Source organism: Methylobacillus draconifructus (assembly GCF_045984355.1).
GTDB lineage: Bacteria > Pseudomonadota > Gammaproteobacteria > Burkholderiales > Methylophilaceae > Methylobacillus > Methylobacillus flagellatus_A.
Genome location: NZ_JBJQII010000002.1, coordinates 253,117 through 267,134, shown reverse-complemented (window position 1 = coordinate 267,134; position 14,018 = coordinate 253,117). Strand labels below are relative to the sequence as shown.

At 60.3% G+C, this 14,018-nt stretch carries 15 protein-coding genes; 7 read left to right on the top strand and 8 right to left on the bottom strand.

Annotated elements, in window-relative coordinates; translation table 11 throughout:
• Positions 1–44: 44 nt before the first annotated feature.
• From ACJSDX_RS05030 to ACJSDX_RS05000, 7 genes are all read left to right on the top strand, one after another.
• A complete protein-coding gene (locus tag ACJSDX_RS05030) occupies positions 45–758 on the top strand; it encodes a pirin family protein (protein ID WP_407993770.1) in 714 nt (237 codons plus the stop codon).
• A gap of 23 nt (positions 759–781) precedes the next feature.
• A complete protein-coding gene (locus tag ACJSDX_RS05025) occupies positions 782–1,348 on the top strand; it encodes a flavodoxin family protein (RefSeq protein ID WP_407993769.1) in 567 nt (188 codons plus the stop codon).
• 40 nt (positions 1,349–1,388) lie between these two features.
• Positions 1,389–1,970, top strand: coding sequence for a YceI family protein (locus ACJSDX_RS05020; RefSeq protein WP_407993768.1), 582 nt, complete (start codon positions 1,389–1,391; stop codon positions 1,968–1,970).
• An 81-nt stretch (positions 1,971–2,051) separates the two neighbouring features.
• Entirely contained in the window at positions 2,052–3,128 is a 1,077-nt protein-coding gene (locus tag ACJSDX_RS05015) for an alkene reductase (protein WP_407993767.1), read from the top strand.
• 4 nt (positions 3,129–3,132) lie between these two features.
• The gene (locus tag ACJSDX_RS05010) at positions 3,133–3,735 is read left to right on the top strand and encodes a nitroreductase family protein (RefSeq protein ID WP_407993766.1); all 603 of its coding nucleotides are present in this window, start codon (positions 3,133–3,135) and stop codon (positions 3,733–3,735) included.
• A 59-nt stretch (positions 3,736–3,794) separates the two neighbouring features.
• Complete coding sequence (locus ACJSDX_RS05005; RefSeq protein ID WP_309566799.1) at positions 3,795–4,166, top strand: thioredoxin family protein; 372 nt, start codon at positions 3,795–3,797, stop codon at positions 4,164–4,166.
• 115 nt (positions 4,167–4,281) lie between these two features.
• Positions 4,282–4,629, top strand: a complete 348-nt coding sequence (locus ACJSDX_RS05000) for a DUF488 domain-containing protein (protein ID WP_407993765.1) — start codon at positions 4,282–4,284, stop codon at positions 4,627–4,629.
• A gap of 71 nt (positions 4,630–4,700) precedes the next feature.
• Here the strand turns inward: ACJSDX_RS05000 and ACJSDX_RS04995 are convergent, their stop codons facing one another.
• The 8 genes from ACJSDX_RS04995 to ACJSDX_RS04960 all read right to left on the bottom strand — a co-directional run bounded on the left by ACJSDX_RS04995 (position 4,701) and on the right by ACJSDX_RS04960 (position 13,944).
• Complete coding sequence (locus ACJSDX_RS04995) at positions 4,701–5,042, bottom strand: hypothetical protein (RefSeq protein ID WP_407993764.1); 342 nt, start codon at positions 5,040–5,042, stop codon at positions 4,701–4,703.
• A 25-nt stretch (positions 5,043–5,067) separates the two neighbouring features.
• Positions 5,068–6,123: a peptidoglycan DD-metalloendopeptidase family protein gene (locus ACJSDX_RS04990; protein WP_407993763.1), complete on the bottom strand. Its 1,056-nt coding sequence runs from the start codon at positions 6,121–6,123 to the stop codon at positions 5,068–5,070.
• A complete protein-coding gene (locus ACJSDX_RS04985; protein ID WP_287111133.1) occupies positions 6,123–6,794 on the bottom strand; it encodes a protein-L-isoaspartate(D-aspartate) O-methyltransferase in 672 nt (223 codons plus the stop codon). The genes ACJSDX_RS04990 and ACJSDX_RS04985 overlap by 1 nt, the downstream gene beginning before the upstream one ends.
• Before the next feature lie 3 nt (positions 6,795–6,797).
• Entirely contained in the window at positions 6,798–7,541 is a 744-nt protein-coding gene (surE, locus tag ACJSDX_RS04980) for a 5'/3'-nucleotidase SurE (protein ID WP_309566806.1), read from the bottom strand.
• Between the two features lie 78 nt (positions 7,542–7,619).
• The gene (gene wrbA, locus ACJSDX_RS04975; protein ID WP_407993762.1) at positions 7,620–8,219 is read right to left on the bottom strand and encodes an NAD(P)H:quinone oxidoreductase; all 600 of its coding nucleotides are present in this window, start codon (positions 8,217–8,219) and stop codon (positions 7,620–7,622) included.
• Positions 8,216–9,043, bottom strand: a complete 828-nt coding sequence (locus tag ACJSDX_RS04970; protein WP_407993761.1) for an NYN domain-containing protein — start codon at positions 9,041–9,043, stop codon at positions 8,216–8,218. Before ACJSDX_RS04970 ends, wrbA begins: the two co-directional genes overlap by 4 nt.
• A gap of 21 nt (positions 9,044–9,064) precedes the next feature.
• Positions 9,065–12,235 carry a translocation/assembly module TamB domain-containing protein gene (locus tag ACJSDX_RS04965; protein WP_407993760.1) on the bottom strand — a complete coding sequence of 1,057 codons (3,171 nt, stop codon included), beginning with the start codon at positions 12,233–12,235 and terminating at the stop codon, positions 9,065–9,067.
• Positions 12,235–13,944: an autotransporter assembly complex protein TamA gene (locus tag ACJSDX_RS04960; protein ID WP_407993759.1), complete on the bottom strand. Its 1,710-nt coding sequence runs from the start codon at positions 13,942–13,944 to the stop codon at positions 12,235–12,237. Before ACJSDX_RS04960 ends, ACJSDX_RS04965 begins: the two co-directional genes overlap by 1 nt.
• Positions 13,945–14,018: the final 74 nt, after the last annotated feature.

The window sequence follows — 14,018 nt, the reverse complement described above, 5'->3', positions numbered from 1 at the left end:
GCCTGCTGACGTTCAATATTATTGAAGATGAAGAGAGGCGCACCATGATCAGTCTGCGTAAAGCCCAGGACCGCGGCCATGCCAACCATGGCTGGCTCGATAGCTACCATTCGTTTTCCTTTTCCGGCTACCACGATCCCGAGCACATGCACTACTCGGTGCTGCGCGTGATCAACGAGGACGTGATCGCGCCCGGCATGGGGTTCGGCATGCATCCGCACCGCGACATGGAAATCATTACCTATATGCTCAAGGGTGAGCTGCGCCACGAGGACAGCCTGGGCAACGGCTCGGTGATCCGTGCGGGCGACGTGCAGCGCATGAGCGCTGGCACCGGCATCGTCCACAGCGAATTCAACGCTTCCGACCGCAGCCAGGCACATCTCTTGCAGATATGGCTGTTGCCCGAGAAGGATGGGATAGCGCCTGGCTACGAGGAGAAGCATTTTGCCGCCGAGCAGAAGCGCGACCGCTGGTGCCTGATCGCGTCGCGCGACGGCAGCGACGGTTCATTGCGCATTCATCAGGATGTTGCTTTGTATGCAACAGTGCTGTCTGAAAACCAGCAGATCGAATACGGTATGCAGCCCGGTCGCAGCGTATACCTGCAGGTGGCGCGCGGAAGCGTCACCCTGGATGGGCTGCTGCTGGAGGCTGGCGATGCCGTCAAGGTCGACGCGCAGCAACATATTGAGATCACGGCAGGGGAGGAAGCAGAAGTGCTGCTGTTCGACCTGCCATCCCATACGTCCCATTAATCTTGTGTATTGAAAGGAATATCATGACGAAAGTTGTAGTGGTGTATCACAGCGGCTATGGCCATACCGAAGTCCAGGCAAAAGCGGTTGCGCGCGGGGCGGAAAAAGTGGCCGGCACCGAGGTGCGGTTGCTCAATTCCGAGGAGGCGCAGCAGGATTGGGATGCGCTGAACGCGGCGGATGCCATCATCTTCGGCAGCCCGACCTACATGGGCTCGGCTTCCGCCCAGTTCAAGGCATTCATGGATGCCAGCTCCAGCATCTGGTATAACCGTGGTTGGAAGGACAAGGTAGCGGCAGGCTTTACCACTTCGGCAAGCCAGAGCGGCGACAAGCTCAACACCATCGTGCAGCTCACCATATTTGCCGCCCAGCATGGCATGATCTGGGTAGGCAATGATCTGCTGCCGGGGAACAATAGCAGTGCGGGCTCAGTCAATGACTTGAACCGCCTGGGCGGGTTCCTTGGCGCGTTGGCCCAGGCCAATAGTGACCAAGGCCCTGACGTCGCCCCATTGCAGAGCGACTTGCTTACCGCGGAACACCTGGGCGAGCGTGTTGCCGATATCACCAAGAAGCTACGCGGTTAATATTAATAACGACTTTTTTGATACGCAGAGAGGAAATGCAATGAAACATTCCATCGCTAAACTGGGCCTGGTTGCAGGCCTGTTCGCGGCAAGCAGCCTGGCGTTTGCCGCTGCCGAGACTTACGAGATCGACAACAAGCACAGCTTCGCCAACTTCGCGATCCGCCATGTGGTTTCCAAGACTTCCGGCACCTTCAGCGACATCACCGGCAAGCTGGTCATCGACAAGGACAACCTCGCCAAGTCTAGCGTCGATGCCAAGATCAACGTGCTGAGCGTCAACACCAGCAACGAAAAGCGCGACGAGCACATCAAGAAAGAGGAATACCTCAATGCCGGCAAGTTCGGCGAGATCCATTTTGTCAGCACCAAGATCGAACCCACCTCCGCCAGCCAGGGCAATGTCACAGGCAAGCTCACCATCAACGGCGTGACCAAGGACGTGACCTTCCCGTTTGCCGTGCTCGGTTTCGGCAAGGATCCATGGGGCGGCCTGCGCACCGGTATCGAAGCCAAGACCATCATCCGGGCGTCCGACTACGGCTATAGCTGGGGCAAGCCAGGCTCCCCGGTGGGCGATGACGTCGAAGTCACCTTGCTGATCGAAGGCGTCAAGAAGTAGGCCTTGCCCGTCCTGCTTAACCTGAAACGCCCGCAGGTGCCGCTTGCGCGGCGTTTTGTTGTTTGATCACGGAGGAAATTCATGTCTGCCGATTTATTCAGCCCGACCAAGTTGGGCAGCATCGCGCTCAAGAACCGCATCGTCATGGCACCCTTGACCCGCAACCGCGCCGGCAAGGGCAACGTGCCGCAACCCATCAATGCAGAATATTACGCCCAGCGCGCTTCCGCCGGGCTGATCATCACCGAGGCGACGCCGATTTCCGCCACTGGGCACGGTTATCCCGCCACCCCGGGCATACACGATCCCGAGCAAGTCGAAGGCTGGAAGCTGGTCACCCAGGCTGTGCATGCCAAGGGCGGGAAGATCGTGCTGCAGCTCTGGCATGTGGGCCGTATCTCGCACCCATCCCTGCAGCCCGGCAATGCCTTGCCGGTCGCGCCTTCCGCCATCAAGCCGGCAGGCCAGGCCTTCACCTACGAAGGCTTGCAGGATTTCGTCACGCCGCGTGCATTGGCGATCGAGGAGCTGCCAGGCATCGTGGCGGATTATGCTCGTGCCGCGCGCAATGCGCTCGAGGCCGGTTTCGACGGGGTCGAGATTCACGCCGCGAACGGCTACCTGCTCGACCAGTTCCTGCGCGACGGCACCAACCATCGTACCGATGAATACGGCGGCAGTATCGAGAACCGCACGCGCCTGCTGCTGGAAGTGACCAAGGCGGTGGTCGAGGTAGCGGGCGCCGACCGTGTCGGCGTGCGCATCTCGCCGCTGAACCCGTTCAACGATATCAGCGATTCCGACCCGCAGGCATTGTTCAACCATGTGGCCGACAGCCTCAGCCCGTTTGGCCTGGCATACCTGCACGTTGTGGAAGGCGGCATGGGCGGCGAGGATGTGCCGCCGTTCGATTTTTCCGCGCTGCGCAAGCATTTCAAGGACGGCTACATCGCCAACCTCGGCTACGACAAGGCCAAGGGCGATGCCGCGATTGCCTCAGGCCATGCCGACGCGGTCGCCTACGGCGCGTTGTACATTGCCAACCCCGACCTCGTGGAACGCTTCCGGCAGGATGCGCCGCTGAATACCCCTGACCAAGCCACATTCTATGGCGGCGATGCCAAGGGCTATACCGATTACCCAACTCTACAAGGATAATAAGATGTCAAGAAAACCAGCAGTCACCAGCGTACCCATCGATTCCACCATTGCCGAGCGCTGGAGCGGCCGCGCCTATGACGCCAGCAAGCCGGTTAGCCACGAGCAGACCATTGCCTTGCTGGAGGCAGCCCGTTGGGCGCCATCCTGCTACGGCGACCAGCCGTGGCGCTTCATCGTCTGGGATAAGAACAAGGATGCCGCGGCATGGCAAAAGGCCTTCGACACCCTGGTGGAGTTCAACCAGGGCTGGGTCAAGAATTCACCGCTCCTGGTATTGATCGCCGCGGACACCAAGTTCCACCATAACGGCAAGCCCAACCGCTGGGCAGCGTATGACAGCGGTGCGGCCGCAGAAAACCTCTGCCTGCAATCAACCGCACTGGGGCTGATGGCGCACCAGATGGCAGGCTTTGACGCCGACAAGCTGCGCGCCGCTTTTGCTATCCCCGAGCAGATCGAGATCATTGCCATGGTCTCGGTAGGCTATGCAGCCGACCCTGCAACGCTGGAAGGGGAAGCCAAGGAGCGTGAGCTGGCGGCACGCAGCCGTCGCGAACTGGGCGAGTTGTTCTTCGACAGTGCCTGGGGCAAGCCCATTGTCTGAGTTGCCGGTATACAGGTCTGTTATAATGAAAAATTCCATCCATTAGCCGGGATTTAATCATGCCTGTTTTGCAGCTTACAAAAGCCAACTTCAAGCAAACCATCGAGAGCAATGACTTTGTGATCGTCGATTTCTGGGCACCCTGGTGTCAGCCGTGCGTCGCTTTCACGCCTGTTTTCGAGGCTGCTTCCGAGCAGAACCCGGATATCGTGTTCGGCATGGTGAATACCGAGGAAGACCCGGAAATCAGCGAGTATTTCGAGGTCGACAAGATCCCGGGCATCCTGGTGATCCGCGAGCAGGCCGGCATTCATGCCCAGGTCGGCGAGATCGGCGCTCCTGCGCTGGACAAGATCATCGAGTGGGCAAGGGCCTACGACATGACCCAGGTGCGCGAGTATTACGCACAGCAGGAGGCAGCCGCCAAGTAGCAATCAGGCTTGATGTATAGAAGCATATTGAGTGCCGCCCACTTGAGAAAGTGGGCGGCATTTTTATTTGCTACCATCCGGTGTACATGGATGATCAAGCCACATGGAGAGCATCATGAACGTCATGTTGAAGCGCGCCTATGAACTTCCGGCCAAGTCGGATGGCACGCGCGTGCTGGTAGACCGGCTCTGGCCGCGCGGATTGGCAAAGGCGAAAGCTTGCATCGACCTTTGGCTCAAGGAGGTCGCGCCTTCTACCGAGCTGCGGCAATGGTTCGGGCACGACCCGGAGAAATGGCAGGAATTCAAGCGGTGCTATCGTGCCGAATTGAAAAATAACCCGGCATGGCCGGAACTGCAGAAACTCGCGCAGCAAAAAGACATCACCTTGATATATGCGGCCCGCGACCAGTTGCATAACGAGGCCGTGATCCTCAAGCAATGGCTGGATGCCTCCGCCTGACGGCTCAGGGCCGGTTTGGCAGGGCGGGGGCGCGGCCTAGTAAGTCCAGTAAAGCAAAAAGGGTTCAGGAGTCAGAAGCCGCCCGTGCTGATCAGGCGGAACAGGAAAAATACGCCTATCCCCATCATGAGGTAAAGCGGCAGGTCGCCCCGCTTGCTCAATTCGCCGCGTCTGGGGGCTGTCAACCAGCGGTTGGCAAGATAGATGACCAATATCGCGGCGGGAACGGCCAGCAACGTCCAGGTGCCGGAAAATACCCAGGCCATGGAGCGGTCCAGCCAGCCTTCGTCATTGAACAAGTGCACGGCAATGCCGACGATCCCGACCAGCATCAATCCCAGCCGGAGGGCGGCCAGCAAGGTAGCGAGCAAGGATTCTGGCTTGGCATCGGGGTTGCGCGCAGGTTTGCTCATATTGGCTGGCTCCTGGAGGCTGTCTCTAGCCCGGGGATGACGGCAGGTATTTGCTCGGGTCTACCGATTTGCCCTGGCGGCGAATCTCGAAATGCAGCTTGACCTTGTCGGTATCGGAATCGCCCATTTCTGCAATCTTCTGCCCGCGGGTGACCTGCTGGCCTTCCTTCACCAGGATGTTGCTGTTGTGGGCATAGACCGAGAGGAAAGTATTGTTGTGCTTGATGATGACAAGCTTGCCGTAGCCGCGCAGGTCCGAGCCGCTGTAAATCACCTTGCCGGGTGCGGCCGCATGCACGGGCTGCCCCATGGCGCCGCCGATATCCAGCCCCTTGGTGCTGGCGGAATCGTTGAAGCCTGCGATCACCTTGCCGTTGGTAGGCCATGCCCAGTCGATGCCTTCGATGCTGTTCGTGGCGGATGAGGCCGCCGCGGCCGCTGCCTGGGCAGGGGCTGCAGTTGGCGTGCTTGGCGTTGCGGTTGCAGGCGTGGCCGCCGCTGGCGCTGCCGCGACCTGGGGTTGCGGTGCAGGCACCTGAGCGTTCAGAGCCGCTTCGCTGTATGGCTGTCGCAGCGCCTTGGGTTCAACCACCAATAGCGGCTGGCCGGGTGCCGGCGTGGCGGTGCCTGTCTGGCCTGTCACAGTGGCGGGGCCGCTGCCGCCATCCAGGTTGAGCGGTGTGATGATGACATCGCCATCGGCAATGCTGGCCGGTTGGCCTGGAATCGGGCTGGCTGCCGGGGCTGCATCTGCCATGCGGGCAGGTAGGTTAAGCTGCTGGCCGATATGGATGGTGTAGGCCGGCGGCGCGATATTGTTGAGCTGGGCAATCTCTTTGTAGTCGAAGCCATATTCCAGGCCGATGCTGTAGAGGGTGTCGCCTTTCTTGACCGTATGCGTATTGGGGCGCCAGTCGCTGGATTGCTGGCCGGCGCTCGGCTTGCTCTGTGTGGTGACCGGCGGCTTGGCTGCCGGCGCGCGGTCCACCACCGGAGCGTGCTCGGTCGTGCTGCAGCCGGCCAGACCGATCAGGAATAGGCTGACGAGCCAGGATTTGTTGACTTGCTTAGTCCATTGCATTAGTTGGTTCCACCTAGCAGCGGCACGAATTTCACCGCTTCCAGTTTACTTTGTCTGTATTCAGAGCCTGTTGCCGTCTTGATGTGCTCGACCAGGTACAGGATTTGTTCTTCGGTGCCGACGGGGATCACCATGCGTCCCCCCACGGCAAGCTGTTCAAGCAGCTCTTGCGGGATATGGCGCGCAGCCGCTGTGACAATAATACCGTCAAAAGGTGCCAGTTCCGGCAAGCCCATGGTGCCGTCGGCATGCTTGAGCTTGATATTGGCAAGGCGCAATTCGCGCAAATGGCCGCGCGCCTTCATCAGCAGCGGGCGGATGCGCTCCACCGAGTAGACTTCCTTGGCAACCTTGGAAAGCACGGCAGTCTGGTAGCCGCAGCCGGTGCCGATCTCCAGCACTTTTCCGAGCGGGCCACCGTTGCGCAGGATCTCGGTCATGCGCGCCACGATGTAGGGTTGGGAAATGGTCTGCCCGAAGCCGATCGGCAGCGAGCCGTCCTCGTAGGCGCGCGAGGACAGCGCCTCGTCGACGAAGATATGGCGTGGAATGGCGCCCAGGGCCGCCAGTACCACCTCGTCCTTGATGCCTTTCTCGCCCAGGCGCCCCACCATGCGCTCGCGCGTACGCTGGGAAGTCATGCCGATGCCACGTAATGCCGTGCTGCTCATGCTTTACAGCGCAAGCCAGTTCTTGACCTGTTCACGCTGGCTGTATTGCGTGAGGTCGATTTGCAGGGGCGTGATGGATATACGGTTCTGGCTCACGGCATGGAAATCCGTGCCGTCCCCGGCATCCTGCGCGCTGCCTGCCGCGCCGATCCAGTAGACGGTCTGGCCGCGCGGCGTAGTGGACTTGATCACAGGCTCCGCCTTGTGTCGCTTGCCGAGGCGCGTGACTTCCGTGCCCTGGATCTGTTCGAACGGCACATCCGGCACATTGATATTCAGCAGCACGGGCGGCGGAAAGCGGTCCTTCTGGTAGCGCTCGACCAGGCCGACCATGAAGCGTGCCGCCGTCTCGAAATGTTGTACGCCGTGGCGCGACATGGAGACGGCAAATGAAGGCACGCCGAGCAGGAAGCCCTCGGTGGCCGCGGCGACGGTGCCGGAATAGATGGTGTCGTCCCCCATGTTCGCGCCGTCATTGATGCCGGAAATCACCATGTCGGGCAATTCGTCGAGCAAGCCCGTCACGGCGAGGTGCACGCAATCGGTCGGGGTGCCGTTGACATAATAAAAGCCATTGCTGGCTTTATGCACCGACAGCGGGCGATCCAGCGTCAAGGAATTGCTGGCGCCGCTACGGTCGCGCTCGGGGGCGACCACCACGATGTCCGCCACCTTCGCCAGGTGCTGGGCCAGGATATTGAGCCCGGGGGCGAAATAGCCGTCGTCATTGGAAAGAAGAATACGCATTTTTTTATTATAACCGAGTCATGGAGCGCTTTTCACGCCCATCCGACAACAATCGCGTAAAAAATGTGACAGACAGTTTCAGCCGCCGCGCTTGAGCTTGACGGCAGTTTCCGCCAGGCGTTTTCCCAGCGCGATACACAGCGCTTTTTCCTCGGCGCTGATTGGCTTGTCGTTCATCACTCCGGCAAGATGGCTGGCGCCGTAAGGCGTGCCGCCCGTGCTGGTGGCAGCCAGCGCAGGCTCGGAATAGGGCAGGCCCAGCACCAGCATGCCGTGGTGCAGCAAGGGAATCATCATCGAGAGCAGCGTGCTCTCCTGTCCGCCATGCATGGAGGAAGTGGAAGTGAACACCGCGGCAGGCTTGCCGATCAGCGCGCCCTTGAGCCAGAGCCCGCTGGTGCCATCGAGGAAATACTTCATCGGCGCTGCCATATTGCCGAAGCGGGTCGGACTGCCCAATGCCAATGCCGCGCATTCCTCAAGGTCGGCAAGCTCGACATAAGGGTCGCCGCTTTGCGGAATCTCGGGTTCCGTCGCTTCATGATTGGCGGATACCTTGGGCACCGTGCGCAACCTGGGCTGCGCGCCCTCGACGGAAGCAATGCCGCGCGCGATGAGCTTGGCCATCTCGCGGATGGAGCCGTTTTGGGAGTAGTAGAGGACGAGGATGTTAATCATTTTTTGCGCTTGTCCTTGATTCGTTGTTTAGCTTTATCAAGCTCGAATAATCCAGTGGCCTTAATAAGTTCGCTGAACTTGCTGTAACCATAGTTGCGTGAATCAAAGGCTGGGAAATTCTTGGTCATATGTTTTTTTGTTTCCCCAATATGGGCATAACCATCGTCATCGGACAATGCGCTGATCGCAGAGCGAATAAGCGTGATCAAACGTGTATCCATAGCCAGCTCTCGACTGCTTTTGCGTACGCCAGGCGCAGAGGCTGCTGGCGTTGTGGATAACGGTGAGCCAACCTTGGGTTTGGATTCCGTGCTCGAAGGAGATTCTGGCGTTGACGCTGGCGGGGACTCTGGATTATCAGATGGTTTTTCTTTTGAAAGAATCTCGATATAGATAAATTTATTACATGCCGCGATCAAGGAGTCAGGGGTTTTTTGTTCGCCGAAACCATAAACTTGCTTGCCCGATTCACGTAATCGTGTCGCTAATCGGGTAAAGTCGCTATCACTGGATACGATGCAAAAACCATCCAGGGGCGCCCTGTATAGCAAATCCATGGCATCAATGATGAGAGCGCTGTCGGTCGAGTTCTTGCCTTTTGTATTGGCATATTGCTGGATAGGCTGAATTGCATATTTGGGCAGAATTTCTTTCCAACGCTGCATCCTGGTTTCGGTCCAGTCACCATAAATGCGACGAATGCTGACATCGCCGAATTTCGAGATTTCCTCCAATAATTCATCGACGACATTGATGAATTTGAACGTATTGTCGGCATCAATCAATATTGCCAGGCGAGGGCTTCCAGTCTCGGTATGGTGCATGTTGATACTTCCTTGGATTTATTATTGGAAGCGGAAAGTATAAAGCACATCCACCGCGCTCTCCGACCCGGCTTGCGACACAACAGACCAGTTCCGGCTGATGGTATAGGTTAGCTTGGCGACGTTGAGCAGGCCGGTCAGGCTCTTTTCGTAGCTGAGGTAGAGCTTGGAGGATAGGCGCTTGCCGAAATTGACGGTGGAGCTTTCCACGTCGCTGCCGCCTATGCTGAAACTGTCGAGGCCGGCGGCGCGGGCCATCCTGGTCTGCAGGGGCACGGAATCGCCCTGGGAGAGCAGGACGCCGGCGGCGAGCGATAGCATGGCGAATTCGTTCTTGCCTGCTTGGTCGAGGCCGTGGCCCAGCACCAGCCAGGAGAGTTTTTCGCTGTCCGGCACGCTGGGGGTTGAAACCAGCTTGACGGTGGGCATCTGCGCATTGCCGGTGATCTCGACGCCGGCCTGCACGGTCTGATTCTGGCGCATGGCAATGATGTTGAGGCCCGGGTTGTCGACGGGGCCGCTGAAGTTGACGATGCCCTTGGTGATGTTGAGCAACTGCCCATAGGCCATGTAGGTGCCGCCGACGACGATGGAGCCTTCCGCGCGCAAGCTGTCGGGTACGCTGCCCGACAGGGTGAGGATGCCGGTGAGGTAGCCGTCCAGGCCGAAACCGCGCAGCAGGAATTGTTTGCTTGGGTCGACGATGCCGACGACTTCGTCGCCGAGGTTGATCCTGAGCCTGCCGATGGTGAATTGCAGCGGGCTGCTTTCTTCCTCGCGCTCGCGCCCGATCACGACGACGTCATTGCCTAGCTGCGGCGCGCCTTCGGGGGCCAGTTCGATCAAGCCGCGCACGATGCGCAGGTCGCCATCCAAGGTGAGCTGGTTATCCTGCAATGTGGTTTTCGCGCTGCCTTTCAACACCACCGTGCGGTCGGTGCGTTCTGCGGCCGTGAAGTCGTCCAATAGCCAGTCGATTTCCATTTCCGGCTTGCCCGCTGCGAGGCGGATGCCGCCGCTGGCATTGATGGTGCCCTTGCCGCCGGTGAAGCGCAGCGTGTCCAGCGTGAGCCTGTCGCCCGACAACGAGGCGTCAAGCTGGCCGTTGGTGAGGTTGACGCCTTCGGCAGGCAGGCTGACGGTCAGGTTGCGGCCGCGGATGTTGCCGCCGAGGTTGGGGTTACCGATGCTGCCGTCGGCATTGATGCTGACGTTGAGCGTGCCGTCCGCCTGGACTTCGGGAGAAGGCAGCCAGGCAAGGCTGTTGATATCCGCCGTCAGGCTGGCTTGCAACGGCGCGTTGCTTTCCAGGCTGAAAGTGCCGGCCGAGCTGGTGACGCTGGTATTGAGGCTGGCTGCGATATTGCCCAGCTTGCTGCCGCGGATGCTGGCCGTCAGGTCGACCTGGTTATCCCGCATCGCCAGCAGCAATTTGACTTCGCTGAGGCCGAGCGGCTGCTCGGGCTGGCCTTCGCGCACCACGGCAAGGTCGCCGGATTCCCGCTGCAGCGTGACGGCGCCATTGAGCGATTCCCCGGCATCGATGTCCCATTGCCCTGAAAATACCGGGTTGCCCTTGAGGTTGGCGGGCAATGAAAACAGCAACGGCGGGATGTCCTGCAAGGCCAGTTGCTCAATGCGGCCGTGCGTCTGCAGGCCGCTGGCGCTTTGCCGTAGCGCATCCAGGCTGATGCTGCCCTGCTTGAACTGCAGGACCAGGTTGTCTACGGCAAGCCCGGCCGCGTCGTAGCGGATGGGGGCCGGGGCCTGCAGTTTGATGGGGGCTTCCGATTGGTATTCGAATTGCTGCAAGGCGCCTATCCAGGCCCCGGTGGGGTCGATGCCGCCCGCGAGGGTGGATTGCAGCTTCAGCCCGGTGCCGGCGGCTTCCAGCTTGAGCACATGTTGCGCGCGGTTGCCGTTCAGGGCGATCTTGCCGTCCATGAAGCTGCCTTGGTTGATGCGCAGGCCCTCGGCATCGAGCGTTGCATCAAGATTGCCCATGGCGTGCAGGCTGCCGTTGCCGCTGATTTTGCGTGCCGTGACATTGCCCGGCAGGCGCAGATTTTCCGCGAGCAGCTGGAATTGCGCGCGCAGGTCGTCGAACTCGCCGGCTACCGTGCCGCTGGCTTCGGCCTTGCCGGCAAATGCCGGGCCCAAGGCATTCAATGCGGGCAAAGCCGCTTGCCAAGCAAGGCTGCTGCCAGGCTGGCCGAGGCTGCCGTTTGCGGTGATGCGGTTGCTGCCTAGCGCCGCGTCCAGCTGGATGCTGTCCAGGGTGTTGCCGAGCAAGCGCAGGCTGGCCTTGGCCTGCAGGGGCTGGCCGCGCCATTGGCTATCCAGGCTGTTGAACGCCACGGTGAGGTCGGCGGCGGGCAGCAGTTTGCCGTTGAGGCTGAGGTCGGCGCTCAGGCGGGCGTCGGTCGCCTGGCCCAATGCTTTCGGGTCCAGGTCGCGCAGGCGGATGTCGAGCTTGAGCGGCAGGTCGCCTTCCAGGGTGACTTCCCCGGCGATATCCAGCTTGCCGGCGGCAGGTAGTGCGCTATCGGCTGCTACCATGGCGGGCAACTGATCCTGCATGGCAAAGAGGTTGTGCATCTCGAAACGCAATGCCTGTAGGTCGCCGGAGAGGATGGTGTTGAGGTCGTAGGGCATGTCGCCTTGCGCCTGGCGCACGTGGATATTGCCGGAAAGCGGGAACGGCTTGCGGTTCTGCAGCGCGACTTCGGCCGTGATGTCGCCCCAGGGCGTCTCCGCGCGCGACAGTTGCAGGCGGATGGTATTGCTGTCCGCCGCCATGTTGAGGGTGACATGCTGCAGCACTTGGCGGCTGTTGCCGGAGACGATCTCGATTTCGGCTATGGAAGCCTGTTCCACCTCTATGGGGAACGGCACCTGGATGGTATCGGGCAGCTCGGGCAGGCTGCTGGCTGGTTCGTCCGGCTTATCGTCTGCCGGGGCCTGCTTCATGGTGATGACCAGGCGCTGCGCGTGCAGCCGGTCCACGCGCAGGCGGCCTTCGCGCGTGGGCAGCAGCCTGAGGTGGCTGTCGAACTGCAACAGGTCGATCTCCATGTTGCCGGCATCGTAATGCAGGTCCTGCAGGCTGGAGCTGAGCTGGATCAAGGCATATGCCGGGCCGATGCAGGGCAGGAACCACAACAGCAGGATGAGCAGCAGCCGCTTTGCCATCAGAAAGTGACTCCCAGGTTGAAGTGCAGCCGGTATTCGCCGGTTTCCTGGCCGCGGGCGATGTCGACGCCGATTGGGCCTGCGGGGCTCTTGAAACGGGCGCCCAGGCCGTAACCATATACCGGCTTTAGGTCGCGCGTGTTGTTCGCCGCATTGCCGAAATCCACGAATGCGGCGGCGCCCCATGACTCCGTGAGCCATTGGATCACCTCAATGCTGCCGGTGACCAGGTAGCGCCCGCCGATCACGGCGTCGCCGTCGGCAACGCCCAGGCTCTGGTAGGCATAGCCGCGCACCGATTGGTCTCCGCCGGCGCGGAACAGGTAGGTGGCGGGAGCGTTGTCGGCACCGCTGACGATGCCGCCTTCGAGCCGGGTGATGAATTGCGTCTTGCGCGTCAGTGGGTAGTAAGCCTGGGTCTTGGCATAGCTTTGCAGGAATTTGCCGTTGGCCATGACATCGAGCGGGGCGCTGGTGAACAAGGCATTGAACAAGTAGCCGCGCGTGGGGTTTAGTTCATTGTCGATGCGGCGCAAGGTGATGCCGTAGGAGATGGTGGCGGCATAGTTGTTCTGGGATTCGCTGCCATCAATCGCCACGTGCTCCAGCAGGTAGGCCGCCCCTATGGTCTGCTCGAAGCTGCGCGGTCCCCATGAGCGCTTTACCCCGGTGCCCAGGGTAGAGGTGGTCTGGCCCTCGATATCCAGGCGGTTGAGGTCGGCATTGAAGCTGTCGCGGTAGCCGTTCTTGTCGGTGGGCAGGCGGATCAGGGAATTGAGCGATTGCGCTTTCTGTTCGATCTTCAAGGTGTTGGTGAAGCGCCAGCCGCGGTTGAACAGGTTGAGGTCCTGGTAGGTCAGCGTGGTGCGTGCGCCCGTGTTGGTGCTGGCGCCGACGCCGATACCGACCTGCACCGATTGCATTTCGGTGACGTTGACGACGATGGGCGCGGCTTCCGGGTCGGTATTGTCGGTATGAGAAGTGACTTCGACATTGTTGAAATAGCCGCTGGCTTGTAATTCAGATTGGAAAAACAGCAGCCGAGCCTGGCTGTAGGTTTCGCCAGGCTTGATCGGGTTGATGTTCTCGACCAAGCTGCGCGGGTAGCGCTGCAGGCCGTTAACCTCCAGGCCGCCGAAGCGGAAAGGCGCGCCGCTGTCGATTTCCACCATCAGCTTGACCTTGTTGCTGGCAGCGTCGATCTCGGCCTTGCTGTTGGTGATCTTGGCATTGGGGTAGCGTTGCAGCACCAGACCGCTGAGCAGGCCGCGTTTGGCGCTGGACCAGCGGTCCTGGCTGAAGCGCATATCCTGCTTGAGGGACCAGTTTTCAATGAGTTGCGCAGGCTCGGGCTTTTCGCCGCTGGCCTGATTGGTGATATCGCCCGTGAAGCGGATATCGATTTCCTGGACGGTGACCGGGTCGCCAGTCTGGACCGTGAACTTGGCGCGGTTCCTCGTGGTGTTGCCTTCCGTACTGGTCTCGAGGCTTTGCTCGATGGTGGGCGAGAAATAGCCCTCGGTGGCCAGAAGGTCCTCGATATTGCGCGGGGCGGCCTGCAATAGCCGGTGCCACTCGGCGGTATTCATGCGCGGGCTGTTGAGCCAGCGCATGATATCCATGTGTTTCTCCAGCAGGTCGTCGACGGAGGACGGAGCGTCGATATCGACGCTGTAACGGTTCTCCGCAGCGTGGCCGGTTTGGTTCAAGAGCAGGAACCAGGCCACGAGCGCTAGAGAACAAGCGCGCAAGGCCTGGAAGGATAGAGAAATAACTTGGGCGC